This window comes from Amycolatopsis minnesotensis (assembly GCF_039529815.1).
Classification (GTDB): domain Bacteria; phylum Actinomycetota; class Actinomycetes; order Mycobacteriales; family Pseudonocardiaceae; genus Amycolatopsis; species Amycolatopsis minnesotensis.
Genome location: NZ_BAAANN010000003.1, coordinates 109,976 through 135,596, shown reverse-complemented (window position 1 = coordinate 135,596; position 25,621 = coordinate 109,976). Strand labels below are relative to the sequence as shown.

23 protein-coding genes are annotated in these 25,621 nt (G+C 72.6%); 5 read left to right on the top strand and 18 right to left on the bottom strand.

Annotated elements, in window-relative coordinates:
- The first annotated feature begins 31 nt into the window (after positions 1 to 31).
- On the top strand, positions 32 to 517 hold the full coding sequence (locus ABD256_RS04620; RefSeq protein WP_344413758.1) for a MarR family winged helix-turn-helix transcriptional regulator: 486 nt from the start codon (positions 32 to 34) through the stop codon (positions 515 to 517).
- Entirely contained in the window at positions 504 to 938 is a 435-nt protein-coding gene (locus ABD256_RS04615; RefSeq protein WP_344413756.1) for an OsmC family peroxiredoxin, read from the top strand. Before ABD256_RS04620 ends, ABD256_RS04615 begins: the two co-directional genes overlap by 14 nt.
- A gap of 97 nt (positions 939 to 1,035) precedes the next feature.
- Here ABD256_RS04615 and ABD256_RS04610 read toward each other — a convergent pair whose 3' ends face one another.
- The 18 genes from ABD256_RS04610 to ABD256_RS04525 all read right to left on the bottom strand — a co-directional run bounded on the left by ABD256_RS04610 (position 1,036) and on the right by ABD256_RS04525 (position 20,252).
- Complete coding sequence (locus tag ABD256_RS04610; RefSeq protein ID WP_344413754.1) at positions 1,036 to 1,443, bottom strand: nitroreductase family deazaflavin-dependent oxidoreductase; 408 nt, start codon at positions 1,441 to 1,443, stop codon at positions 1,036 to 1,038.
- 45 nt (positions 1,444 to 1,488) lie between these two features.
- A complete protein-coding gene (locus ABD256_RS04605) occupies positions 1,489 to 2,592 on the bottom strand; it encodes a 50S ribosomal protein L11 methyltransferase (protein ID WP_425546384.1) in 1,104 nt (367 codons plus the stop codon).
- Positions 2,593 to 2,597: 5 nt separating this feature from the next.
- Positions 2,598 to 3,419, bottom strand: a complete 822-nt coding sequence (locus ABD256_RS04600) for a cell division protein FtsQ/DivIB (RefSeq protein ID WP_344413750.1) — start codon at positions 3,417 to 3,419, stop codon at positions 2,598 to 2,600.
- A gap of 6 nt (positions 3,420 to 3,425) precedes the next feature.
- On the bottom strand, positions 3,426 to 4,853 hold the full coding sequence (murC, locus tag ABD256_RS04595; protein WP_344413748.1) for a UDP-N-acetylmuramate--L-alanine ligase: 1,428 nt from the start codon (positions 4,851 to 4,853) through the stop codon (positions 3,426 to 3,428).
- Entirely contained in the window at positions 4,846 to 5,988 is a 1,143-nt protein-coding gene (gene murG, locus ABD256_RS04590; RefSeq protein WP_344413746.1) for an undecaprenyldiphospho-muramoylpentapeptide beta-N-acetylglucosaminyltransferase, read from the bottom strand. Before murG ends, murC begins: the two co-directional genes overlap by 8 nt.
- Complete coding sequence (ftsW, locus tag ABD256_RS04585; protein WP_344413744.1) at positions 5,985 to 7,454, bottom strand: putative lipid II flippase FtsW; 1,470 nt, start codon at positions 7,452 to 7,454, stop codon at positions 5,985 to 5,987. Before ftsW ends, murG begins: the two co-directional genes overlap by 4 nt.
- Positions 7,441 to 8,835 carry a UDP-N-acetylmuramoyl-L-alanine--D-glutamate ligase gene (murD, locus tag ABD256_RS04580; RefSeq protein WP_344414199.1) on the bottom strand — a complete coding sequence of 465 codons (1,395 nt, stop codon included), beginning with the start codon at positions 8,833 to 8,835 and terminating at the stop codon, positions 7,441 to 7,443. Before murD ends, ftsW begins: the two co-directional genes overlap by 14 nt.
- Before the next feature lie 4 nt (positions 8,836 to 8,839).
- Positions 8,840 to 9,922, bottom strand: a complete 1,083-nt coding sequence (mraY, locus tag ABD256_RS04575) for a phospho-N-acetylmuramoyl-pentapeptide-transferase (RefSeq protein WP_344413742.1) — start codon at positions 9,920 to 9,922, stop codon at positions 8,840 to 8,842.
- The gene (locus tag ABD256_RS04570; protein ID WP_344413740.1) at positions 9,919 to 11,400 is read right to left on the bottom strand and encodes a UDP-N-acetylmuramoyl-tripeptide--D-alanyl-D-alanine ligase; all 1,482 of its coding nucleotides are present in this window, start codon (positions 11,398 to 11,400) and stop codon (positions 9,919 to 9,921) included. The genes mraY and ABD256_RS04570 overlap by 4 nt, the downstream gene beginning before the upstream one ends.
- Positions 11,397 to 12,950: a UDP-N-acetylmuramoyl-L-alanyl-D-glutamate--2,6-diaminopimelate ligase gene (locus ABD256_RS04565; protein ID WP_344414197.1), complete on the bottom strand. Its 1,554-nt coding sequence runs from the start codon at positions 12,948 to 12,950 to the stop codon at positions 11,397 to 11,399. Before ABD256_RS04565 ends, ABD256_RS04570 begins: the two co-directional genes overlap by 4 nt.
- 319 nt (positions 12,951 to 13,269) lie before the next feature.
- Complete coding sequence (locus ABD256_RS04560) at positions 13,270 to 15,183, bottom strand: peptidoglycan D,D-transpeptidase FtsI family protein (RefSeq protein ID WP_425546375.1); 1,914 nt, start codon at positions 15,181 to 15,183, stop codon at positions 13,270 to 13,272.
- A gap of 38 nt (positions 15,184 to 15,221) precedes the next feature.
- The gene (gene ftsL, locus ABD256_RS04555) at positions 15,222 to 16,001 is read right to left on the bottom strand and encodes a cell division protein FtsL (RefSeq protein ID WP_344413738.1); all 780 of its coding nucleotides are present in this window, start codon (positions 15,999 to 16,001) and stop codon (positions 15,222 to 15,224) included.
- A complete protein-coding gene (rsmH, locus tag ABD256_RS04550; protein WP_344413736.1) occupies positions 15,998 to 16,954 on the bottom strand; it encodes a 16S rRNA (cytosine(1402)-N(4))-methyltransferase RsmH in 957 nt (318 codons plus the stop codon). Before rsmH ends, ftsL begins: the two co-directional genes overlap by 4 nt.
- 227 nt (positions 16,955 to 17,181) lie before the next feature.
- Positions 17,182 to 17,613, bottom strand: coding sequence for a division/cell wall cluster transcriptional repressor MraZ (mraZ, locus tag ABD256_RS04545; protein WP_344413734.1), 432 nt, complete (start codon positions 17,611 to 17,613; stop codon positions 17,182 to 17,184).
- Between the two features lie 354 nt (positions 17,614 to 17,967).
- On the bottom strand, positions 17,968 to 18,723 hold the full coding sequence (locus tag ABD256_RS04540) for an ESX secretion-associated protein EspG (protein ID WP_344413732.1): 756 nt from the start codon (positions 18,721 to 18,723) through the stop codon (positions 17,968 to 17,970).
- A complete protein-coding gene (locus ABD256_RS04535; protein ID WP_344413730.1) occupies positions 18,720 to 19,295 on the bottom strand; it encodes a PE-PGRS family protein in 576 nt (191 codons plus the stop codon). Before ABD256_RS04535 ends, ABD256_RS04540 begins: the two co-directional genes overlap by 4 nt.
- A 20-nt stretch (positions 19,296 to 19,315) precedes the next feature.
- Positions 19,316 to 19,870: a DUF3558 family protein gene (locus tag ABD256_RS04530; protein WP_344413728.1), complete on the bottom strand. Its 555-nt coding sequence runs from the start codon at positions 19,868 to 19,870 to the stop codon at positions 19,316 to 19,318.
- Positions 19,871 to 19,874: 4 nt separating this feature from the next.
- Positions 19,875 to 20,252 carry a hypothetical protein gene (locus tag ABD256_RS04525; protein ID WP_344413726.1) on the bottom strand — a complete coding sequence of 126 codons (378 nt, stop codon included), beginning with the start codon at positions 20,250 to 20,252 and terminating at the stop codon, positions 19,875 to 19,877.
- A gap of 247 nt (positions 20,253 to 20,499) precedes the next feature.
- Between ABD256_RS04525 and ABD256_RS04520 the strand changes: the two genes are divergently transcribed.
- From ABD256_RS04520 to ABD256_RS04510, 3 genes are read left to right on the top strand one after another with little or no spacing between them, the layout of a single operon-like run.
- Positions 20,500 to 21,591: an AAA family ATPase gene (locus tag ABD256_RS04520; protein WP_344413724.1), complete on the top strand. Its 1,092-nt coding sequence runs from the start codon at positions 20,500 to 20,502 to the stop codon at positions 21,589 to 21,591.
- A 6-nt stretch (positions 21,592 to 21,597) separates the two neighbouring features.
- Positions 21,598 to 22,872 carry a DUF58 domain-containing protein gene (locus tag ABD256_RS04515; RefSeq protein ID WP_344413722.1) on the top strand — a complete coding sequence of 425 codons (1,275 nt, stop codon included), beginning with the start codon at positions 21,598 to 21,600 and terminating at the stop codon, positions 22,870 to 22,872.
- Positions 22,869 to 25,403, top strand: a complete 2,535-nt coding sequence (locus ABD256_RS04510; RefSeq protein WP_344413720.1) for a transglutaminaseTgpA domain-containing protein — start codon at positions 22,869 to 22,871, stop codon at positions 25,401 to 25,403. Before ABD256_RS04515 ends, ABD256_RS04510 begins: the two co-directional genes overlap by 4 nt.
- Positions 25,404 to 25,621: the final 218 nt, after the last annotated feature.

The following is a 25,621-nucleotide window of genomic DNA, read 5'->3' as shown; positions in this document are numbered from 1 at the left end:
ACACGATGTAATCGCGGGCTATGTTGTTGTCATGCCGTCTTCCGACCGCGCCTTGCTCCTCGAAGAACAGGCCTGTTTCGCCCTCTACGCGGCGTCGCGGGCCGTCACCGACGTGTACCGGCCGCTGCTGGCCGAATTCGGGCTCACCTATCCCCAGTACCTGGTCATGCTGGTGCTGTGGGAACGGGACGCCCGGCCGGTGAAGGAGATCGGCGCGGCGCTCCACCTGGACTACGGCACGGTGTCCCCGCTGCTCAAGCGGCTCGAATCGAACGGGCTGGTGGCGCGTCACCGGCTCGCCACCGACGAGCGCAGCGTCACCATCAACCTCACCGGGAAAGGTGAGGCACTGCGCGAGCGCGCGCTCGAAGTGCCGCCCGCGATCGGCTGTGCGCTCGGCCTCGACGACGAAGAGCGGCGGGCACTGATCACCATCCTGCGACGGGTCACCGAATCGGCCGTCGCGAACACCCACGATTCAGCACTGGATTCAGGAGGAAGCCATGCCAAGCCGTGACGCCACCACCCACTGGGTCGGCGGTCTGCAGAAGGGCACGGGCGAGGTCACGCTCGACTCGTCCAACGCGGGCACGTTCGCCGTCTCGTTCCCGACCCGGTCGGGCAATCCGGACGGGCAGACCAGCCCCGAGGAGCTCATCGCCGCCGCGCACTCGTCGTGCCTGGCGATGAACCTCTCCGGCGTGCTCGAATCGCAGCAGCTCGTCGCGGATTCGATCGACGTCAGCGCCGAAGTGACGCTCGGACCGGCTCAGGGCGGCGGCTTCGAGATCAGCGGCATCGCGATCACGCTGCGCGCCAAGATCGACGGCGTGGACGCGGACAAGTTCGCCGAGCTCGCCAAGACCGCCGAGCAGACCTGCCCGGTGAGCAAGGCCCTGTCCGGCACCACGATCACCCTCGACGCCGCACTCGCCTGACCCTCGCGAGCGATCCGGCGGTGGATGCCCCGAAGGTCACCTTCGGGGCATCCGCCGCCGCGATCTCCGCCCTCGCGACAACTCGCGGTCCCCGGGATCAAGGCTCCAGTGCGACGACCGGGATGCGGCGCGTGGTCTTCTTTTCGTAGTCGGCGAAACCGGGCATCTTCTCCACCATGCGCGCGTAGAGCGCGTCGCGCTCGGCGTCGTCTTCCACCTGGCGCGCGGTCGCGGTGAGCTTCTCGGTGCCCACCTCGACCGTGACCGCCGGGTTCGCCTTGACGTTGTGGTACCAAGCGGGGTTTTCCGGAGCGCCCGCCTTCGACGCGATGATCACGTACCGGTCGCCGTCCTTGACGTAGGCGAGCGGCGACACCCTCGGCTTCCCCGATTTCGCACCGGTGTGGGTGAGCAGCAGCAGATCGCCGCCCTCGAACGGGCCGCCGACCTTTCCCCCGTTGGCGCGGAACTCTTCGATGATCTTGGCGTTGAAGTCGTCGGGCACGGTTCGCCGTTCCTTTCCTCGTCCCCAGCGGTGACAAGATCGAAACTACCGCTGTGGCACCGGGTCCGCCCGTCCCAGCCGCCACAGCGAGGTCGTCTCCGCGGCGCGGGCGTGGTGCAGCGGATCGTCGCGGTCGGCGGCCTTCGGGTGCCGCGGCGCGATGTCCGCGCGATCCAGCACGACGAGCCCGGCGGCGTCGATCCATCCGAGCAGCTCGTCGCGGGTGCGGAGCCCGAGGTGCTCGGCGAAGTCCGACAGCACGAGCCAGCCTTCGCCGCCATCGGCGAGGTGCGCCGGGAGCCCGCCGAGGAAACCCCGCAGCATCCGGCTGCCGGGGTCGTACACCGCGTGTTCCAGCGGTGACGACGGTTTCGCGGGCACCCACGGCGGGTTGCACACCACCAGCGGCGCGCGGCCGGGCGGGAACAGGTCCGCCCGCACGACCTCGACGGTGTCCGCGCAGCCCAGCCGTCCGATGTTGTCGCGCGCGCAGGCCAGCGCCCGGTCGTCGGCGTCGGTGGCCACCACCTTCGCCACCCCGCGCCGGGCGAGCAGCGCGGCGAGCACACCCGAGCCCGTGCCGATGTCGAAGGCCAGTTCGGCCGACGGCAGCGCCGCCCCGGCCACCAGGTCCACGTACTCGCCCCGGACCGGGGAGAACACGCCGTAGTGCGGGTGGATCTTCGCCCCGAGCGCGGGCACGTCCACTCCCTTGCGCCGCCACTCGTGCGCGCCGACCACGCCGAGCAGCTCGCGCAGAGCGACCACCGAAGGCCCGTCGCTCTCCCCGTAGGCCTCCCGGCAGGCGTCGCGGACATCCGGAGCGCGCCGCAACGGAACCTCGTAGCCGTCTTCGAGCGGTACCAGGAGCATCCCGAGAATGCGGGCCCGTCGCGCCCGCGCCTGCCGATGGCGGCGGAATTCGTCCACTGTGGACGCGAGCGGGACGCGGCGGCGCGACCGTTCGACGCGCCTTCCCATGGCGCTCAGCAGCTGCCGCGCGTTCACGAAGTCACCGCGCCACACCAGTGCCGTGCCGCCGGAGGCCAGCCGGAACGCGACGTCGGCGGTCATCCGGTCGTCGGCGATCTCGACGCGATCCGGGCGCGGCGCGCCGCTTTCCGACCGCCAGCGCGCACCGGCGAGCACGTCGTTCACGAAATCGTCGGCAGCTCGGGCGCCGACACGTCGTAGGTCTTGCCGTCCCTGGTGAGCAGCGCCGCGAGCACCTTCGCCTTGCGGTCGCCCTGCGAGGCGTCGCCCCAGCGCACCGTCTTGCCCGTGGCCAGCGTCAGCTCCACGCTGCCCGGCGTGGCCGCGCCGACGGCGACCACCTGAGTGCGCAACTGCAGCGGCACCGCGGCGAGCACGCCGGTGACCGCGCGCGTCAACGGGTCTTCCGGGCCCACCCTCGGCAGCTTGATCTCGGGCAACCCGGCCGGCTTGTCCTTGACCACCTTGAACACGACCCCGCCGCCGTCCACGAGGTGCAGCGCGTCACCGCTGTTGAAGTAGGCGACCGGGGTCCGCTCGGTCACCGTGACCTCGACGGTGTTCGGCCACGACCGCGACACCTCCGCCGTCGCCACCCCCGGCATCGCGAGCACGCGCTCGCGGACGCCGTCGGTGTCGAGCCGGATCAGCGGGATGCGATCGGGCACGGCCGCCGCGGCGCGGACGCCGTCCGCGGTGACCGACCCGCTGGCACCGGACACCTCGACCGACTTGACGCCGAGCAGCGAGGTGAAGAACACGACGTAGCCGATCCCGGCGAGCGCCAGCACCGTCAGGAGCGCCACCCACCGGCGCCGCAGCGCCTTGCGGCGCGAGGGGCGGGTGCCGGTGCGCTGGCGCGCGACCGAAGAGCGGCGGCCGCGGCGCTGCACCGGCTCGCGCTCCTGGCGGGCGCGGCCCGCCCGCCGCCGGTCCGCGCGCTGCTTCGCCGCCGTCCTGGTCGTGGTCCTGGTCGAGGTCACCGCGGCCTACCCGTGCCCGCCCCGGCGGTCGAGCTCCGCGATGATCTCGGGGCCGAGCTGGGTCACGTCGCCCGCGCCCATGGTCACCACCAGGTCACCCGGTTTCACCAGATCCGCGGCGAGTACCGCGGCGCGGTCGAACGCGGGCTCGTAGCGCACCGACGCGCCGGTGACCTGGTCGGCGATGAGCGCGCCGGTCACCCCCGGCTCGGGTTCCTCGCGCGCGCCGAACACGTCGAGCACGACGACCTCGTCGGCGAGCCCGAGCGCCTCGGCGAACTCGGCGGAGAACGTCTTGGTCCGCGAGTACAGGTGCGGCTGGAACAGCACCACCACGCGGCCGGACCCGGCGGCGTGGCGGACCGCGCGCAGCTGCGCCTCGACCTCGGTCGGGTGATGCGCGTAGTCGTCGTAGACCCTGACTCCGACGCCGTCGCCGGAGCGGCCCTTGAACTCGAACCGCCTGCGGACGCCGCCGAACGCGGCCAGCCCGTCGACGAGCCCGTCCAGCGGCGCGCCGAGTTCGAGGCCCGCCAGCAGCGCGGCCACCGCGTTGAGCGCCATGTGCTCACCGGGCACCGCGACGCGCACGTCGGTTTCGGTGCCCCGCAAGGAAATCCGGACCACTCCCCCGTCCGGGGCCGGGGTGTAGGAGAGCACCTTGGCGTCGCCGGGGCCGGTCACCTCGTGCCCGTACCGCTGCACGCGCACGCCGTCGGCCTCGGCACGCGTGGCCAGTTCGTCCGCGGGCCCGTCGTCGGCGCACACCACGAGCACGCCACCCGGCTCGATGCGGCGCACGAACTCGGTGAACACGGCGACGTAGGCCTCGGCGGTGCCGTGGTGGTCGAGGTGGTCCGGCTCGACGTTGGTGACCACCGCGACCGACGGCGAGTAGGTCAGGAACGAGCCGTCGCTCTCGTCTGCCTCGGCGACGAACAGGCCGCCCTCGCCGTGGTGCGCGTTCGCGCCGGACTCGTTGAGGTCGCCGCCGATCGCGAACGACGGGTCGAGGCGGCAGTGCTGCAGCGCGACGGTGAGCATCGAGGTGGTCGACGTCTTGCCGTGGGTGCCCGCGATGCAGGCGACCCGGTGCCCCGCCATCAGCCCGGCGAGCGCCTGCGCGCGGTGCAGCACGGTGATGCCGCGCTCGCGCGCCGCCACCAGCTCCGGGTTCGTCTCCTTGATCGCGGTGGACACCACGACCGCCGACGGGCCGTCCGGGAAGGCGTCGAGGTTCTCCGCGCGCTGGCCGATCGCGATCTCGGCGCCCTGTGCGCGCAGCGTGAGGAACGCGCGCGACTCCTTCGCGTCCGAACCGGACACCCGCGCGCCCCTGGCGAGCAGGATCCGCGCGATGCCGCTCATCCCGGCGCCGCCGATGCCGATCAGGTGCGCCTGCCGCAGCGCTTCCGGCAGCTCGGGCTCAGTCATCGCTGGTCACCTTCGCCCCGGCCGCCGCCAGCACGATCCGCGCGAGCACCTCGTCGGCCTCGCGGTGGCCGAGCCCGACGGCGGCGGCGCTCATCTTCGCCACGCGCGCGGCGTCGGTCACCAGCGGCACCACCAGTTCGGCGACCTTCGACGGCGTCAGGTCCGCGTCGTCGACGATCAGCGCGGCACCGGCGTCGACCGCGGGCTTCGCGTTGACGGCCTGCTCGCCGTTGCCGATCGGCAGCGGCACGAACACCGCGGGCAGTCCCACCGCGGACACCTCGGCCGCGGTCATCGCGCCGGAGCGGCACACCACCACGTCCGCGGCGGCGTAGGCGAGGTCCATCCGCTCCAGGTAGGGCACCGGGACGTAGGCGGGCCTGCCGGGGAACTCCTGCACGGCGAGGGTGTTCTTCGGCCCGTGCGCGTGCAGGACGCCGACGCCCGCGTCCGCGAGCTCCTTGGCGGCACCGGAAAGCGCGGTGTTGATCGTCCGCGCGCCCTGCGAGCCGCCGAAGACCAGCAGCGTCGGCGCGTCCGGGTCGAGGCCGAAGTGCTCACGCGCCTTCGCGCGCAGTTCGGCGCGGTCCAGCGTGGTGATGGAGCGCCGCAACGGGATGCCGACGACCTCGGCGCCGGGCAGCGGGGTGCCGGGCACGGCCACCGCGACCCGCTTCGCGAACCGCGCGCCGACCTTGTTCGCCAGCCCCGGTTGCTTGTTGGCCTCGTGCACGACGATCGGCGTCCGCCCGCGCGCGGCGAGGTAGGCGGGCAGCGCGACGTACCCGCCGAAGCCGACGACCACGTCCGCGTGCACCTTCGCCAGCACCGCGCGGGTTTGCTTGACCGAGTCGCGCACCTTCATCGGCAGCCGCAGCAGCTCCGGGGTCGGCTTGCGCGGCATCGGCACCGGCGGGATCAGCTCCAGCGGGTAGCCCCGCTCGGGGACGAGCTTGGTCTCGAGCCCCCGCTCGGTGCCCAGCGCCACGACCGACGCGTCGGGCCGCAGCCGCATGACCGCGTCCGCGAGCGCGAGCGCGGGCTCGATGTGCCCTGCCGTCCCGCCTCCCGCGACCACGATCGTCGGGGCGCTCGTTCGCGCCGCCTTCTCGGATCCCTTGACGGGCTCGCTCACCGATGACCTCTCCATGTCGAACTTCCGCGTGGCGCCGCGACCCTGGACCCCGTCCGGCGCGCCGGGGCGGGCGCCCTGCGGCGCTCCGCCTGCTGTGCCTGCCTGCCACCGCGCCCGGTCGGCCTGCCCTTCGCCGAGCCGGGCCTGCCGCCGCCCCCGCCGCGCTTCTTCGCGGGCGGGCGGTACGGATCCGGTGCCGGCAGCCGCATCAGGCGCCCGAACTTACCTGGCCCCTGCGTGCGCAGTGCGGCCACCGCCTCCGGTTCGTGCCGGGCACAGTTCGCCAGTATGCCGAACAGCAGCATCGTCACGACCAGCGACGTGCCGCCGTAGGAGATGAGGGGCAGCGTCACACCGGTGACGGGCAGGACGCCCACCACGTACCCGATGTTGATGGCCGCCTGCAGCACGAGCCACACGGTCAGCGTGCCTGCCACGATCCGGATCCACGGGTCGAGGTTGCGCGCGGCGATCCGCAGGCCCACGACGGCGAGCAGGCCGAACAGCCCCATCACGCCGATGCAGCCGACGAAGCCGAGCTCCTCGCCGATCAGCGCGAAGATGAAGTCGTGCTGCACGTTCGGCAGGTATCCCCAGTTGGACTGGCCCTGCGCGAGCCCCTTGCCGAACAGGCCACCGTCGGCGAGCGCGTACTTCGCCTGGTTCGCCTGCATGCCCTTGCCCGTCGGGTCGCTTTCGGGGTTCAGGAAGGACATCACGCGGTCGAGCCGGTACTTCGAGATCAACGCCAGCACCACGACACCGGCGAGGCCGGCGGCCGCGATGACCCCGAAGAGCCGTTTCGGCGCGCCGGCGAACCACAGCAAGGACACCAGCACGATGCCGAGGGTGACCGTGCCGCCGAGGTCGGGCTGCGCCATCACGAGCGCGAACATCAGCAGCGCGGCGGGCACCACCGGGACGAGCAGGTGCCGCCACTGGTGCAGCACCGAGTACTTGGTGACGAGGATGTGCGCGCCCCACAGGGCGAGCGCCACCTTCGCCAGTTCCACCGGCTGCAGCGAGAGCCCGGCGAGGTCGAACCAGCCCTTCGAGCCGAAGTGCTCGGTGCCGAGCGGGGTCAGCACGAGCATCAGCAGCACGAGCCCGACCACCATCGCGGTGGAGGAAAGCTGCCGGATCTTGCGCAGCGGCACCCGCAGGCCGAGCCAGAACACGATCGCGCCGAGGCCGACGAACATCAGGTGCTTCCGGAACTGGGCGTAGACGCCGCTGCCGGTCTTCGGGTCGTAGGAGGACACCGAGGACGCCGACAGCACCATGATCACGCCGAGCACGGTGAGCAGGCCGCAGATCGCCAGCACGAGGTGGAAAGACGCGAGCGGGCGGGAGAGCCAGGCGGTGAGCGCGGTGCGCGCCGCCGCCAAACCGCGCTCCGGCCGATCGCGCTTGCGGCGCGGGGCTCGTTTCCCGCCGGTCTTCCTGCCTTCGTCAACCGCCGTCATGCTGGGTCTCCGCCTTCAGAGCGTCGACCGCCTGCGCGAACGCGTCACCACGATGCGCGTAGTTCCGGAACATGTCCAGCGAGGCGGCCGCGGGCGCGAGCAGCACGACATCACCAGGGCGCGCCATCGCCCTGGCCGCACTCACCGCCGCAGTCATGGCCTCATCGTCACCCGAAGACACCTGCCGGACCGGGACATCCGGCGCGTGTCGCGCAACCGCGGCGCCGATCACCGGCGAATCCACGCCGAGTAGCACGACTCCGCGCAGCCTGCCACCGGCCGCGGCGACGAGTTCGTCCACCGAGGCGCCCTTGAGCTGCCCGCCCGCGATCCACACCAGGTGCTCGTGCGCGAGCAGGGATCCCGCGGCCGCGTGCGGGTTGGTGGCCTTGGAGTCGTTGACGTAGCGGACGCCGCCGATCTCGGCCACCTCGACCGCGCGGTGCGCGCCGGGGGTGAAGTCGTGCAGCCCCTTGCGGACCGCGTCGGCCGGCACGCCGAAGGCGCGGGCGAGCGCGGCGGCGGCCAGCGCGTTGGCGACGTTGTGCGGGCCGGGAGGGCGGACGTCGGCGAGCGCGCACAGTTCCTCGGCGTGCGCCGGGTCTGCCACGAAAGCGCGGTCCACCAGCAGGTCCTCGACCAGGCCCAGCTCACCGGCCCGGGGTGTGCCGAGGCCGAAGGAGACCCGGTTCGCCGACGGCGCGCCGTGTTCGGCGGCGAGCCGCACGCTCATCTCGTCGTCGGCGTTGGCGATCACGGTGGCCGAGCGCGCGTGGATCGTGCCCTTCGCGGCGGCGTACTCGGCGAGCGAGCCGTGCCAGTCGATGTGGTCCTCGGCCAGGTTGAGCACCACGGAGGCGTGCGGCGCGAGCGTGTTCGACCAGTGCAGCTGGAAGCTCGACAGCTCGACCGCGAGCACCTCGTGCCCGCCGCGCACCGCGTCGAGCACCGCGTAGCCGACGTTCCCGCAGGCGACCGCGTCGGCGCCGCCCGTGCGCAGGATCGCTTCGAGCATGCCCACCGTGGTGGTCTTGCCGTTGGTGCCGGTGACCGCGAGCCACTTCGGCGGGTTCGCCAGGCCCTGCCCGATCCGCCAGGCGAGCTCGACGTCGCCGATCACCTCGACGCCCGCCGCGCGCGCGGCCACCAGCAGTGGCGCGGACGGCCGCCAGCCGGGGCTGGTCACCACCAGGTCGGTGCCATCGGGCGGCTCGGCCAGTCCCGGCACCAGCTCCGCGCCGAGACCGTCCAGTTCGGACAACCGTCCCGCGTCGCCGTCGGTGACCGTGATCCGGGCGTCCAGAGTGGACAGTGCGGCGACGACCGACTTCCCGGTGACCCCGGCGCCCGCGACCAGAACGCGCTTACCGGCCAGTTCCATCGGCTCAGCCGCCCGCACCGAGCTGCTCGCTGTAGAACAGGCCGAGGCCGAACATGCAGCAGATCGCCGACAGCAGCCAGAACCGGATGATCACCGTGGTTTCCGCCCACCCGGCCAGCTCGAAGTGGTGGTGGAACGGGGCCATCCGGAACAGCCGTCTGCGCGTGGTCCTGAACACCGCGATCTGGGCCACCACCGAGATCATCTCGACCATGAACAGGCCGCCGATCACGATCGCGAGCAGTTCCGTGCGGGTGGTCATGGACAGCCCGGCGACGAGCCCGCCGAGCGCGAGCGAACCGGTGTCGCCCATGAAGATCTTCGCCGGCGCGGCGTTCCACCACAGGAAGCCGACGCACGCGCCCGCCGCGGCGGCGGCCACCACGGCGAGGTCGAACGGGTCGCGCACGTGGTAGCAGGCGGCCTGCACCAGGCTGGTGCAGCTCACCCTGCCCTGCCAGAACGAGATCACCACGTAGGTCGCGAGCACCATCGCGGCCGCGCCGCCCGCGAGGCCGTCGAGCCCGTCGGTGAAGTTCACCGCGTTCGACCAGCCGGAGATCACGATGAAGCAGAACGGGATGAACACGATCACCGGCAGCGTGATGAGCGCGATGTCGCGGACGTAGGACAGGCTCTGCGACGCCGGGGTGAGTCCGTTGGAGTCCGGGAACTGCAGCACCAGAATCGCGAAGACCACGGCCACCACGAGCTGCCCGACCGTCTTCGCGGTCTTGTTCAGGCCGAGGTTGCGCTGGCGGCGGATCTTGATGAAGTCGTCGAGGAAGCCGACCACGCCGAGCGCGACGGACAGGAACAGCACCAGCAGGCCGGACGCCGACGGCGCCCCCGAGCCGGACCCGGTCAGCCAGGTGATCAGGTGCGCGACGAAGTAGCCCGCGACCATCGCGATGATGATCGCCACGCCGCCCATGGTCGGCGTGCCGCGCTTGGACTTGTGCCCCTGCGGGCCCTCCTCGCGGATCTCCTGCCCGAAGCCCTGCCGCGAGAACACCCTGATCAGGTAGGGCGTCAGCAGGATCGAGACCAGCAGCCCGACGGAGGCCGCGATCAGGATGTTGATCACGCGTCACCGCCCTCGGCCAGCAGCGCGTCCGCAACCCGCCACAGGCGCTGCGAGTTCGCGGCCTTCACCAGGACCACGTCACCCTCGCGCAGCTCGTCGCGCAGCAGCGCGACCGCGGCGTCCACATCGGGCACCAGGACCGACTCCTCTCCCCAAGAACCTTCCATGCTCGCGCCTTGGTGCATCGGCCGTGCCGCCGCACCCACCACGACCAAGCGGTTGACATCTAAGCGCACGGCCAGCCGGCCGATTTCATCGTGTACCCGGGTGTGGTTCTCGCCGAGTTCGGCCATCGGGCCCAGCACGGCCCACGAGCGCCGGTGGGCACCTGCCGACCTGCTGATGGTCATCAGCGATTTGAGCGCCTCACGCACGGCCTCGGGGCTCGCGTTGTACGAGTCGTCGATGACGGTGACGCCGTCGGCGCGGGTGGTCACGGCCATCCGCTTGCCCGAAACCGGTTTCGCGTGGGTGAGCCCGGCGGCGGCCTCCTCGACGGTGGCACCCGCCGCCAGCGCGACCGCGGCCGCGGCCAGCGCGTTCGACACCTGGTGCGCGCCGTGCAGCCCGAGCCGCACCGGCGCCTCACCCGCCTCGGTGACCAGCCGGAACCCCGGCCGCGCCTGCTCGTCGAGCACGACGTCGGTGGCCCGCACGTCGGCCGCGGCGCTGGTGCCGAAGGTGAGCACGCGCGCCTTCGTCCGCTCCGCCATGGCCGCGACGCGGTGGTCGTCGGCGTTGAGCACCGCGACCCCGCCGTCCCCGGCCGGCGGCAGCGCCTCGACCAGTTCGCCCTTCGCCTGCGCGATGACGTCCTGCGAGCCGAACTCCGACATGTGCTGGGTGCCGACGTTGAGCACCACGCCGATCTTCGGCGGCGCGACCTCGCACAGCGCGGCGACGTGGCCGATCCCGCGCGCGGACAGCTCCAGCACGAGGTGCCCGGTCTCCTCGTCGGCGCGCAGCGCCGTCCACGGGAGGCCGACCTCGTTGTTGAACGAGCCGGGCGGCGCGACCGTCGCACCGCGCTCGGACAGCAGCGCCGCGATCAGGTCCTTCGTCGAGGTCTTGCCCGCGGACCCGGTCACGCCGACCACCAGCAGCCCGCCCGCGACCAGCCGGTCGGTCACCGCCCTGGCCAGCTTCGCCAGCGCCGCGAGCACCGCGGCGCCGCTGCCGTCGGTGTCGCCCGCCAGCGCGTAGACGCGGGACGGCCCGTCCACGGCCACCGGCGGCACGACGACCGCCGGCGCGCCGACCGGGCGCGCGGCCAGCACGCCCGCCGCGCCGGCCTCGACAGCGCGCGCGGCGAAGTCGTGGCCGTCGACGCGTTCGCCCGGCAGCGCGAGGAACAGCCCGCCCTCGGTCAGCTTGCGCGAGTCGAATTCGACGGTGCCGGTCACCTTCGGCGACCCGTCGGTGCCGTGCAGGGTGCCGCCGACGATCTCGGCGATCTCGGCGAGGCTCAGCTCGATCATGCGTGTGCTCCCAGCCGATGGCGGATGGCCGCCTCCAGTTCGTCACGGTCGGAGAAGGGGTGCACGACGCCGCCGAAGTCCTGGCCGGTCTCGTGCCCCTTCCCCGCGATCAGCACGACGTCACCGGGCAGGGCCAGTTCGATCGCGTGCGCGATGGCTTCCCTGCGATCGGCGATCTCGGCGATCTCGGCCGCCTGCCCGCCGGCGGACCGCGCCCCGGCCAGCATGGCGGCCCTGATCAGTGCCGGGTCCTCGCTGCGCGGGTTGTCGTCGGTGACGATCAGGAAGTCGCTCCGCTTCGCCGCGGCCTCCCCCATCAGCGGGCGCTTGCCGGTGTCGCGGTCGCCGCCGCAGCCCAGCACGGTGATGACCCTGCCGTCGGCGCGGGCGCGCAGCGCGTCGAGCGCCTGCGCGACCGCCGCGGGCTTGTGCGCGTAGTCGACCACCGCGGTGAACTGCTGGCCGAGGTAGACCCGCTCCATCCGGCCGGGCACCTCCACCGAGGCGAGCCCGTCGGCGATCTCCTGGCCGCTCACGCCCGCGGTGTCGAGGATCGCGGCGGCGAGCGTCGCGTTGGCGATGTTGAACGCGCCGGGCAGCGGCAGCGTCGACGGGATCGCCAGCCCGCCGGGACCGTGCAGCACGAACGACTGCTCGCCGGTCCCGGTGATGGCGAAATCGCTCGCCGTCCACGTAGCGGACGTGCCGGGTTCGGTGGACACCGTCACGGTGTGCTCGGTGACCAGCGCCTGGCCCCACGCGCCGTCGATCACCACGACCTCGGTGGTGGACCGGCCGTCGAACAGCAGCGACTTCGCCGCGAAGTACTCCTCCATGTCGCGGTGGAAGTCGAGGTGGTCCTGCGAGAGGTTGGTGAAGGCGCCCACCGCGAACCGGGTGCCGTTGGCCCGCCCGAGCGCCAGCGCGTGGCTCGACACCTCCATCGGCACGTGCGTGACGCCCTGCTCCACCATCACCGCGAGCAGCGCCTGCAGATCCGGTGCCTCGGGCGTGGTGAACGCGCTCGCCAGCCGCTCCCCCGCGATGCGGGTCTCGACCGTGCCGATGAGCCCGGTCGTGCGTCCGGCGGCGCGCAGGCCCGACTCGATCAGGTAGGCGGTCGTGGTCTTGCCCGAGGTGCCGGTGACGCCCAGCACGGACAGCTCCAGCGACGGCTCGCCGTAGATCCAGGCCGCGACCGCGCCCAGTACGCCACGCGGGTCGGGGTGGACGAGCACCGGGATGCCCGCGTCGGCCAGCGCCGGCCGGTGCGCGCCCGCCTCGTCGGTGAGCACGGCGGCGGCGCCGGAGGCGATCGCGTCGGCCGCGAAGTCGGCGCCGTGCGCCCTGGCGCCGGGCAGGGCGGCGAAGAGGTCCCCTGGCAGCACCTGCTGGGCGCGCAGCGTCGCACCGGTCACCGCGACGTCCGCGGCGGCGCCTCGCACGCCACGGTCGTCGGCGATGAGCCTGGCGTCCGCGCGGGCGACCAGGGTCGTCAGCGGAACCGGTTCGATCCGGGCGGGGCGCGGGGGCGCGGCGGTCACCTTCACCGGGCTGTCCGGGACCCGGCCGGTCCCGGCCCGAGGCCCATCGTTGTTGACAGACACGGCCGGAAGGTTACCGGCGGCGTGTCGGCGCGACCGCACGCGGTAGGCCTAGGGCGTGTTTCTCCCCCGTGGCGGGGGTTTCCGGCCCCCGTTGCGTGTGGACGCTTGCGTTTTCCGGGCGCCCGAAGACAGCCGAAGGCCCCGCGCGGACGGTGCTCGCACGCGGGGCCTTCGGGAGGAAGGAAAACGGTCAGTTCACAAGCGGCGAAGCCGCTTGCTGTGGGCCATCAGCTTGCACCGCCACGCAGGACGCTCTTACCGATCACTGGTTCACGACGAGCGGGACCACGGGAGAAGGCGCGTCGGACAGTGGAATGTTGTAGCGCTGCGCCAAGTACGACGCGATGTCGTGGAACAGCGGACCGGCGGAGTGCCCGAGCGGCAGCGTGGTGTCCGGCGCGTCGAGCCGGATGCCGACCACGAACCGGGGGTTGTCCGCGGGCAGGATCCCGGCGAACGTGATGTTCTCCAGGTGATCGCTGTAGGCGTTGGTCTTCGGGTCGACCTGCTGGCCGGTGCCGGTCTTGCCGGAGATCTGGTACCCCTCCAGCGCCGCGGTGGGCGCGGTGCCGCTGTTCTGGCCCTTACCCTTCTGCGCCACCGCGCGCATCATGTCCTTGACCGTGTTCGCGACCTGCGGGCTGACCACCTGGGCGCTCTTCGGGGCCGGTTCGGGCAGGCGCGTGCCGTCCGGGGCGACCTTCGCCTCCACGATCCTCGGCTCCACGCGCAGGCCGTTGTTCGCGATGGCCTGGTACATCCCGGCCATCTGCACCACGGTCATCGAAAGGCCCTGGCCGATCGGCAGGTTCCCGAACGTGGTGCCGTACCACTGGCTGCGCGGCGGCACGTACCCCGGGCTCTCGCCGGGCAGGCCGATCCCGGTGCGCTGGCCGATGCCGAACTGCTTGAGCAGCGCGGAGAACCGGTCCGGGCCGACCCGTTGCGCGAGCAGCAGCGTCCCGACGTTCGACGACTTCGCGAAGATGCCGGTCGTGCTGAACGTCTGCAGCCCGTGGGACCACGCGTCGTGCACGGTGTGGTCGGCGACCTGCAGCGAACCGGGCACCTGGACCGTGGAGTCCGGGGTGGCGGCGCCCGAGTCGATCGCCGCGGTGGCGGTGACGATCTTGTTCACCGAACCCGGCTCGTAGGCGTTCGAGACCGCCGGGTTGCCCATCAGCTCCGGCTTGCGGGTGCTGGGGTCGTTGGGGTCGAACGTCTTGTCGTTCGCCAGCGCGTAGACCTTGCTGGTCTTCGCGTCCATGATGACCGCGCTGCCGCCCTTGGCGTGCGTCTTGGCCACGTAGTCCGACAACCGCTGCTGCAGGTCGTACTGGACGTCCGAGTCGATGGTGAGCTGGAGGTCCGAACCGGCGACCGCGGGCTGCAGGTCCCGTTCGGTGCCGGGGATGATGACCTTGTTGTCCCCGTTGGCGGTGTCCACCATGCGGCGCCCCGGCGTGCCCGCGAGGTCGTTGTCCCGCGAGTTCTCCAGCCCGGTCAGCCCGTGCAGGTTGTGCTTGGAGATCTCCTGGTCGTCGGTGCGCCAGTTCGCGTAGCCGATCAGGTTCGACGCGAGTGTGCCGCCGGGGTACTCGCGCGCCGCGCGCTTCTCCTCGGCGATCTCCGGGAAGTGCTTCGAATTCGTGATGTCGTCGGCGATCGAGGGCTCCACCCCGTCGACAAGGTAGGTGAAATCGGAGTTCTTGTGGAACAGCTCCAGCAGCTTCTCCTCGGTGACCTTGCCCGGCACCGCGTTCGCGATGTACTTGCTCGCCTCGGCGGCGCGCGTCTCGAAGTTCTTGCCCTCCGCGGGATGCTGCTGCGCGTACTCGGTCCACTGCTTGCGCATCAGGCGCAGGTTGACCGTCAGCATCCTGGTTTCCACGCTGAACGCGAGCTGCGCGCCGTTGCGGTCCACAATGGACCCGCGCTTGGCCGGGATGTCGATCGTCTCGGTCCGCTGCCGCTCCGCCTTCGCGGACAGCGCGGAGGCCTCGAAACCCTGCACCCTGACCAGTTGCAGGCCCGCGACGGTGAGCACCGCGATCAGGATGATCTTGACCGCGGTGAACCGGCTCGCGCCGCCGCCCGCCTTCGGACGGCCCGCCACCCGGCGCATGCGCGTCGGCTGTGCGGTGCGCCGGTATGCGGTGGCCGGCCGGGGCCGCATGGCGCGGCTCCCGCCGCGTGGCGTCGGTGCGCCCGGCATCACTGTCCTCCGTTCGCCTGCTGGCCCTGCTGCGGCGGTTGCGGCTGTTGCTGTTGCTGCGGTGGCGCGGACACCTCGTCCTGCGGTACCGCGGGCTGATCGCCTTCGTGCGGCACCGCGCCGCGCTGGGTGCCCGGCGCCGCGGCGGCCGGAGGCGGCGGCGCCGAAGCCGTGGCCGCCGCACCGGTCGCCTTCTTCGGCTCGCCGACGACGCGCGTGGAGCCGTCGGAGTTGACGACGATGCGCGCCGGGTCGCCACCGGGGACCATGCCGAGGTCGCGGGCGTGCTGCGACAGCGCCGACGCCGACTCGTCCTGCGCCACGGCCCGCTGCAGCTGCTGCTGGCGTTCGGTGAGCGCCGCGGTGTCCTTGCGCACCTGTTCCAGCCGGTACGAGTCCGCGATCGCCTGCGTGGACAGCCACAGTGTGGTCGCGACGCCCGCGGCGAGCAGGCACATCATCAGCACCACGAACGACGCGCGCGACCGCGGCCACCGCAGCTTGAGCCGGGTGCCCGTGGCGGCGCGCTGTTCCTGCGGCTTCGGGTGCGCAACTCGCTGCTGGAGCAGGTCCGCGCGCTGCGCGCGCCGCGCGTAGGCCCGCTCGGCCGCGGACGTCCGGCCGCGCTGGCCGCTGCGCTCGCCTTCCTTCTGGCGGCGCCGCGGCCGCTCGACCTCCGGCGCCAGCGCGGCCTCGGAGGCCTCCCGTCCGGCACGCCCGCGGGTCGCGGCCGCCGGCGACTGCGCCGAACGCCTGCGAGGTCGCGTGGGGGCTGTCATGGCGCCACTCCGATCCGCTCCGCCCCGCGCAGGCGCACCGACGCCGCGCGGGGGTTGTGCTCGACTTCTTCCGGTGCCGCCTTCTCCGCGCCGCGGGTCAGCAGCTTCACCCGCGGCCCGTGCCCGGGCAGCTCCACCGGGAGACCCGGCGGGGTACGGGACTTCGCCAGCTCCGCGATGGCCTGCTTGACCACGCGGTCTTCCAGCGACTGGTAGGACTCCACGACGATCCGGCCGCCGACGGGCAGCGCGTCGAGGGCGGCCGGGATAGCCCGCCGCAGCACGTCCAGCTCGCCGTTGACCTCGATGCGCAGTGCCTGGAACGTGCGCTTCGCCGGATGTCCGCCGGTGCGCCTGCTCGCGGCGGGCACCACCCGGTAGAGCAGCTCGACGAGCCTGCCACTGCGATCGAAGGGTTCGTCGTCGCGGTCGGCCACCACGGCCTTCGCGATCTTGAAGGCGAACTTCTCCTCGCCGTAGTCGCGCAGGATCCGGCTGAGGTCGCCGACGGAGTAGGTGTTCAGCACGTCGGCCGCGGTCTGCCCGGTGGTCGGGTCCATCCGCATGTCCAGCGGCGCGTCCTTCGAGTAGGCGAAGCCGCGCTCGGCGAGGTCGAGCTGCATCGAGGAGACCCCGAGGTCGAACAGCACTCCGTCCACATGCGACAGTCCAAAGCGGTCCAGCACCTCGGGCAGCTCGTCGTAGACGGCGTGCACGAACTCGACGCGGTCGCCGTGGCGCGCGAGCCGCCGCGCGGAGCGCTCCAGCGCGTTGGGGTCGCGGTCGAGCGCGATGAGGCGGAGCGCGGGGTGCGCGCTCAGCAGCGCGTCCGCGTGCCCGCCGAGCCCGACGGTGGCGTCGACCAGCACCGCGGGTTTCCCGTCCAGCGCCGGTGCGAACAGTTCGAGGATGCGGTCGAGCAGGACCGGCACGTGCGTCGCGTCGTCGGTCACTTCCCCACCCCCTCTCGCTCCCGAATGGACTCCCCGCTCCTGAATGGACAGAGGCGGATGCCGTCAGGTCCCCGCCCGCCCGCTGAGAACCTGGTGCCGGGGAAGGTGCACCAGGGCCTTTGAGCGGACAGAGGCCTCACGACATCCGCCGTCGGACGTCTCCCGCGTACCACGCCGCAAGTGGGACCCCCGCCCCCCGACGGCGTGGGTACACACCCACCGCGCGTCTAGAAAACGCCCGGTAGTACCTCTTCCTGAGCCTTCGCGTAACTGTCTTCGTGCTCGTCCAGGTAGACCTGCCACGCCTGGGCGTCCCAGATCTCCAGCCTGGTGATCGCGCCGATCACCACGCACTCCTTGTTGAGCCCGGCATAGCGCCGCAGCTCGGACGCGATCGCGACGCGCCCCTGGCCGTCCGGACGCTGCTCGTCGGTCCCGGCGAACAGGTAGCGCTGGTAGGCGCGCACCGCCTCGTTGGTGAACGGGGCTTCGGCGACCTTGCGTGCCATCTGCTCGAACTCGGCGCGCGGGAAGACGTAGAGGCAGTGGTCCTGCCCCTTGGTGACCATGAGCCCACCTGCCAGCGCGTCGCGGAACTTCGCGGGCAGCGTCAACCGCCCTTTGTCGTCCAGCTTCGGGGTGTGGGTGCCGAGGAACATCGGCCGCCACCTCCCTACCGGACCCGGTGGTTTCCCGCCGGAACCGGCCACGGGGCTCCCTTCCGCCCCACTGAGCACCACCGTACCCCACTTTTCACCACAGTCAACGCGGATGCACGCTCTGATGAGCTGAACTTCACAGCGTTTTTGCAGGTGAGCGACGTGGAGTGTGGTGGGGGGAGGGTGGGGGGCGGCGGCCAAGATCCCCCGACACGGGGGCCTCGAACGGGTCGCGACCGCGGCAAAACGCCCGTTTCACCAGCGGGGACGGCCGTCTTGGACGGCAGGGGGAGGAAAGTGGGGACTCCGGTGGAGCGGGGTGGGGAACCCGGGTGGGGCGCGGTGGGCGGGTGCTCAGGCCTCGTCGAGGAGGTCCGCGATCTTGCCCGCGACGCGCGCGGCGTCGGCGGGGATCACGCTCACCCATGCCTGGCCGCCGCGCCGCTCCTCCAGCGAGCCGAGGTAGGCGCCGACGTCGGTGACGAACCAGCTCACGCCACCGACGCGCCGCGACGCGCCGCGCCCGGTCCGCACCCGGACCGAGAACTGGCCCGCGCCGAGCACCGGGCGCGCCTGGATCGCGAGCACCTCGCTGAGCTGGCGGTCACGCGCGTCGGACCGGCCGCCGCCCCCGCCCGCGAACACCGGGTCGGCGACCCGGCCCTCGAGCGCAGAGGCGGGCAGGCTGACCCCGAGGCCGGGACCCGGCTCGAACCAGGGAAGGACCTCCATGATCGCGGTGGCCAGCTCGGTCGGCCGGATCGCGGACAGCCCGATCGTCCTGCTCGGCTGCACGGCCAGCGTCGCGCGCCTGCCGTCACCGGCCGCGACCGCGCGGAACGGGACCTCGTCGTCGACGTCCACCAGCGCTTCGCATTCGACGGACGCGGTCGCGCCCGCCAGTGCCGCCAGCCGTTCGACGACCTCGGGGTCGGGATCGCGGCCGTCGTACAGCCCCCGCTCGGCGAGGTTGCCGTACACCTCCCGCCGGATGTCCGCCCGTTCGTCGCCGGTGTAGCCGACGCTGTGCACGTCGAGCGGCTCGGGCACGGCACCGAGCCCGAGGTCGTGCCACAGGATGTCGAAGGCCGAAGCCGACACCCTGATCATCCGGCGCCCGGCCCGGACGGGGGCCGGAACGCCGCGTCGGGCACGGCGGTGCGCAACCCGGTGTCCCGCGTCGTGACGACGTCGACCGCCTTCGCCTTCGCGGCCGCCGCCGCGGCTCTGCGCTCCTCCAGCGCGTCGGACAGGCCGGCGATCTCCAGCAGGCTCCCGCTTCGCATCGCGCCGGTGATCATCGACACCGGGTCGTAGCCGACGGGATCGGGCATGTCCGCCCGTGCGCGGGCGGCGACCTCGGCCTGCCTGCCGATCGAGCCAGCCACCGACGCCGTCACGCCGCCCGCCTCCTCGGACCACGCCGCCGCGGACCGCAGGCTCGCGCGCAGCGCCTCCCCCGCCGTGCCGTGCCAGTGCTCGTCGCTGGCGTTCGCGATCGCGGTCAGCGCGTCGCGCGCGTCGCGGAGCCGGTCGCCGAGCCCGGTCCACTCGCCGGCGAGCCCGCCGGCCGCCTCGGGATCGTTGCCCTCGGCCACCTCGGCGACGAGCGCTTCGTGGGAATACGCCTCGTAGCGCCGGTCCGAGGCCGGCATGACCGGGTTCGACGGCTCGAATTCCATAGCGGCGTGCTCCTGTCCGGTCACGGCAGTTTCGGGGCGATGAGACCGGCGACCGTCTTCGCGCGTTCGCAGGCCAGGTCGGTGTCGCGGAAGTTCGCGTTGCTGACGTCGACGGACGCGCTGCCGCCCTTGCCCGCGTTCACCAGTACCGCGCAGACGCCGTTCGCGGCTTCGCGGTCGGCGACCTCGTAGGCGGTCCGGTCCCCCGCCTTGGTCTTGCGGCGGGTTCCTTTGTCTGTGTTGTTTTCGGACAGCTCGGCAGGCGCGTGCTCCGCGTCCACGGTGACCGTCACGCCGAACGTGCCCGGCTCGGTCCAGTCGCAGCCCTTCGCCTGCCCGATCGCCTTCGGCTTGCCGAGTACCGAGAGCCCCGCGGACGACCGGTCGGCCGAGGACAGCAGGCCGCACGGATCGAGCGAGCCGAGACCGGCGGGCGCTTCGGAGGACGGCGGAGTGGTGGCTCGCATGGAGGCCGCGGGCGGCACCGGCTCCGCGGTCTTGGCCTGCCCGCACCCGGCGAGCAGCGCCACGGCGGAGAGAACGGCGAGGACGCCGGGATGCACGGGAATCCGCATGCGCTCAGCCGCCGATGCAGTCGACGCCGTCCTTGGCGGCGTCGTCCGCGTCCTGGTAGCGGGTCAGCGCCTTGTCCACGTTCTTCTTCAGCCGTTCCAGCTCGCGGCCGAACGCGGTCAGCGAATCCACCGCCGACCCGGCGCCGCCGACGCCGCCGACGCCGCCGACGCCGTAGCGCGCCATGAACTCGCCGACCTCCTTGGCGTACCCGCCGCCGAGCGGCACCGCCCTGCCCAGCGCGCTGGCGTAGCGGACCATCTCGCCCACCACGTCCTGCAGATCGCTCAGCTGCTGGTAAGCGGTCCTCGCGAGATCGGGCGCGACCGCGAAGGCGCGCGCGTCGGCCTTCCCGAGCTTCAGGCCCGTGCCACTGTCGGTCATCGCCGCGTCGCACCTCTCCGTAACCGAACCGTTCCGGAACGCAGCATACGACGGGTGCCCGCCAGCGCGGAAGGACCCGTCACCGGCTGGAACCCGAGGGGAACGAAGACACCGTTACCGGGGTTCTCTCACCCAGTTCGCCCGAGTTTGACACACTTCGTGTCAGGCTGAGAGCCGCGCGAGCGGCTGCGAAGACGCAGCCGAACACCATGACCATCGAGAACATGCTCCGGTACCAGGAGGGCGAGTGACGTCCAGAACACAGTCTGCTACGGCCGGCGATCACACCGGCGAGCAGGCGACCGGGCAGACGCCGTACCACCAGTCCGGCTCGCCCGCCGCTGAACACGCCGCGCACGGTCACTCGGCGAGCCTCGAAGAACTGCACGACACGGCCCGCAGAATCGCCGCGAACGTGGAACGCGTGCTGGTCGGCAAGCCCGAGGTGGTGCGCACCGCGCTGGTGACGCTGCTCGCCGAAGGCCACCTGCTGGTGGAAGACGTCCCCGGGGTCGGGAAGACCTCGCTCGCGAAGGCGCTCGCCAGGTCGATCGACTGCACGGTGAGCCGCATCCAGTTCACCCCCGACCTGCTCCCGAGCGACGTCACCGGCGTGTCCATCTACAACCGGCAGACCGGCGCGTTCGAGTTCCGGCCCGGCCCGGTCTTCGCGAACATCGTGGTCGGCGACGAGATCAACCGCGCGTCGCCGAAGACCCAGTCCGCGCTGCTCGAATGCATGGAAGAGCACCAGGTCACGGTCGACACCAGCACCTACCACCTCGACGAGCCGTTCATGGTGATCGCCACCCAGAACCCGATCGAGATGGAAGGCACCTACGCGCTCCCCGAGGCGCAGCGCGACCGGTTCACCGCGCGCGTGTCGATCGGCTACCCGGACCCGCAGGCCGAGGTGGCCATGGTCGACGAGCACGCGGGCCACAACCCGCTCGACGACCTCCAGCCGGTGTCCGACGCGGACACGGTGCACCGCCTGATCCTCGCGGTGCGCGGCATCCACATGGCGCCGGAGATCCGCAAGTACGCCGTCGACCTGGTCGGCGCGACGCGCGGTGTGCCGGAGCTGCGGCTCGGCGCGTCCCCGCGCGCCACGCTCCAGCTCGTGCGCTCGGCCCGCGCGCAGGCGGCGCTGTCCGGTCGCGAGTTCGTGGTGCCGGACGACCTGCACGCGGTCGCGGTGCCGGTGCTCGCACACCGGCTGGTGCTCACCACCGAGGCGCACGCGGCCCGCCGCTCGGCCACCGACGTGGTGCGCGCCGTGCTGCACCGCGTCCCGGTGCCGCAGGGCGCGCAGGCAAACGGGCAGGGCCGCCGGTAACCCCCGATGCTGCGCTCGCTGTCCGGCCTCACCACCCGAGGCCGCTGCCTCCTCGCCGCGGGAGTGGCCGCGGCGGTCTGCGCGGTCGTGCTGAACGAACGCGACCTGTTGCGGGTCGCGGTGTTCGTGATCGCGCTGCCGCTGCTGGTGGCCCTGTTCATCGCCGCGTCGCGGGTCCGGATCGCGGCGGCGCGCAAGATGCTGCCCGACCGGGTCCCGGTCGGCACGCCCGGCGAGGTCGAGCTCGACCTGTGGCGCACCGGCACGCTTCCCGCGGGTGAGGTGCTCCTCGAGGACGGCGTGCCGTACGCGCTCGGGTCGCGGCCGCGGTTCGTCGTCGAGCGGCTCCCGCACAACCGCGCGGTCGGCCTGCGCTACCCGGTGCAGCCGGTGCTGCGCGGGATCCACCAGATCGGCCCGCTGCGCGCGACCGTCACCGACCCGTTCGGGCTGTGCGAGTTCGAACGCGAGCTGATCGGGCACTCCCGGCTCATCGTGACGCCGAAGGTCGCCGGGCTGTGGGGCCTGCCGACCGGGGCGGGCATCGGCGCCGGTGACGACGGCAGCATCCGCCTGCACGCCGGGCAGGGCGAGACCGACGTCATCGTCCGCCAGTACCGGCAGGGCGACGACCTGCGCAAGGTGCACTGGCGCTCGACCGCGCGCCGCGACGAGATCATGGTCCGCGTCGAAGAGCGCCCGTGGCGCGGCGGGACGACGGTGCTGCTCGACCACCGCGCGACCGCGCACCACGGCGCGGGCCCCACCTCGAGCCTGGAATGGGCGGTGTCCTTCGCCGCCAGCGTGTGCGTGCACCTGCGCCGCGCGGGGCACCGGGTGCGCCTGGTGTCCGAACACGGAAAACCGCTCGCGGACGCCCCCGGCGAAGGCGGCGAGCACTACGACAACATCGTGCTCGACGCGCTGGCCGCGCTGCAGCCGGCCCACCAGCGCGACGTCACGGCCGGGCAGGACCCGGCGGAGGGGCAGGAACTGATCGCCATCCTCGGCACAGTGAGCAACGAGGCCGTCGACGAGCTCACCCGGTTCCGCCCGCGCGGGATCCGCAGCCTCGCCGTCATGCTCGACACCCCGGCCTGGTCCGGCGGGGTCAGCGCGCCCGAGCACCGGGCCGCGGCGACCGACGAGTCCGCCGCGCTGCTGCGCGCCGCGGGCTGGGGCGTCGTGGTGGCGGGCCCGTCGACCCCGATGCCGCAGGCGTGGGGCGAGCTGTGCCGCACCGCGACCGGGCAGGGCTCGCTGATCGGCGGCGCCCCGTGACGACCACCCCGCCCCGCCCCGCCCAGCAGCACGACCCCACCCCGCCACCGGCGCCTCGGCTTTCGCTGTGGCGCGGCTCGATACTCGCCCCCGCCGCCGCGGGGTTCGCCACGGTGTGCGCGGCGACCTCGCTGACCGGTGTGGTCTCCGGCGCGGCCTGGCTCGGCTACGTGATCGTCGCGGTCGTCCTGGTCGGCTGCACCGGGCTCGCGCTCCGGTCGATCCGCACCCCGACACCGGTGGTGGGCCTCGCCCAGATCGCCGTGCTGACCTTCATGGTCATCGGGGTGTTCACCGACCGCGGGATCGCCGCGATCTTTCCGGGCCCGGCGGCGTTCTCCCAGCTCAGCGATGTGCTGACGAGCGCGTTCGAACAGATTCGCACCGGGCTTCCGCCGGTGGAGGCGAGCCCGCCGATCCTGTGCCTGGTCACGATCGCGATCGGGCTGGTCGCGATACTGGTGGACACCCTCGCGGTGGCCGCCGCCGCGCCCGCCGCCACCGGGCTGGTGCTCCTGTGCGTCTACGCCGTGCCCGCCGCGCTCTCCGACAACATGCTTCCGTGGTGGACGTTCCTGCTCGGCGCGGCCGCGTTCGCCGCGCTCCTCGCGGTGGACGGCAACCACCGGCACCGGCGCTGGCGGACCCGCGACGCGCCGGGCACCGGCACCTCACCCGAATCGGCGTCCACACCGGTCGCGGTGGTGGCCATCGCGGTCGTGCTCGGCCTGGTGGCCGGGACCGTGGTGACTGCGGTCGGCACGGTCAGCAGGCTCCCCGGCGCCGGGCGCGGCGGGCTCGCCGGCGGTGTCGGCGGCCTCGGCGTCAACCCGTTCACGAACCTGCGCGGCATGCTCGACCAGGGCAGCAACGTCGAACTGTTCCGCGTGCGCGGGCTCGGGGAGGACAAGCGCCTGCTGCGCGCGTTCACGCTCGACACCTACCAGCCGAACAAGGGCTGGAGCCTGCCCGGCACGCCGATGCCGGCCGGGGTGCCCGCGAACCTGCCGCTGCCTGCCGCGCCGGGCGACGACGGCACGAGCCGCTCGCGGGAGATCCAGATCGAGCCGGTCAACTGGACCGACGTCTGGATGCCGGTCTACGGCGCGCCGCGGCGGCTGACCGGGGTCGCCCCGAACTGGTTCTACGACCAGACCAGCGGCTCGGTGTACACCACGAAGCGCCAGTCCGTCGCCCCCTACAGCGAGATCGCCTCGCTCGCCGAGCCGTCCAAGGACGACCTGCGCGTCTCCGACGTCAAGCCGGACGAGGTCTCGCCGATGTACACCAGGATCGACCCGGTGGACCCGAGGGTGGCCCAGCTGACCCAGCAGATCACCGCGCGCGAGTCGAACAACTTCGACAGGGCGTCGGCGATCTGGCGGTACTTCACCGCCCAGAACGGCTTCACCTACGACACGCAGACCGCGCCGGCCGCCGACGCGGACGCGCTGACCGACTTCCTGCTCAAGGGCAAGCGCGGGTTCTGCGAGCAGTTCGCCTCGGCGATGGGCGTGATGCTGCGGGTGCTCAAGATCCCCTCGCGCGTGGCGATCGGGTTCACCACCGGGGTGCCGAACGGCGACCACCGGACGATCACCTCGCAGGACGCGCACGCGTGGGTCGAGGTGTATTTCGGCGACCGCGGCTGGGTCAGCTTCGACCCGACGCCGCTGTCCGACGGCCGCGGCGTGATCCCGCCGTACCTGCGCCCGGACAACTCCCCCACCGGTCCCAGCGCTTCTTCGGGCGCGGGCCAGCCGACCAACCCGTCGTCGCGGCAGGCGCCGACCGGCGTCCCCGCGCCGCCGACCGCGAGCGCCGGGGACCCTGGCCAGGCCGGGCAGCAGGACGACGAGCCGGGCTGGGTGGGCATCGCGGGCCTGATCGCGCTGGTGCTCGCGCTCGCGGCCACCGCGGCCGCCGTCCTGCTCGCCAGTCGCGGCAGACGGGCCGGGGGCCAGGGCGGGAACAGCACGGAGGACGCCGGGATCTCCGCGAACTCCGCGCGCGGCTCGCCCGCCAACGGCGTGACGGCGTGGCTCCCACTCGTCGCGGGCGTGCTGTGGCTCGCCGCGATCGGGTTCGCCGCGTGGCTGCTCTCCGGCTGGCTCGCGATCGTGCTGATCGTCGTGCTCGCGGCCGCGGGCACGCCCGCGACGCTCCGAGAAATCGGGCGACGGCGGCGGCTGCACGCGATCGCGGCGCATTCGCCCGAAGCCGCCGATGCGGCGTGGCACGAGCTGCTCGACGAGTGCGCGGACCGGGGCACCCCGATCCCGTCGAGCGAAACGGCGAGGACGGCGGCCCAGAAGCTCGCCACCGAGCACCACCTCGACGGCGACGGCCGTGACGGGCTGCGCACCGTCGTCGGGGTACTGGAGCGACGGTGGTACAGCGGCACGGAAACGACCGACGCCACGCTCGCGCCCGCGTTCGAAGACGTCCGGCGGAGCCTGCGGCGCAACGCACCCGTGTCGTGGAAGGGCAGGCTGCTGCCGAAGTCACTGCTCAACCGGTTCCGGCGCTGACACCCGGGGTTCGAGTCCGCCTTCGGGGCTGTTCATGCCCCGAAGGCTCCCTTCAGGGAATGCGCGGCGGACCTCACCTTGCCCCCTGTAGGAGCATCCTTCACGGCACCAGATGCTCCCGAGGGCCCTTCGGGGCATGAACGCGGGGCGCGGCCGAGCGGAGAAAGCTCGCGAGGGCCGCATTCGCGGTGTTGAGGTTCCCCGAAGGTCACCTTCGG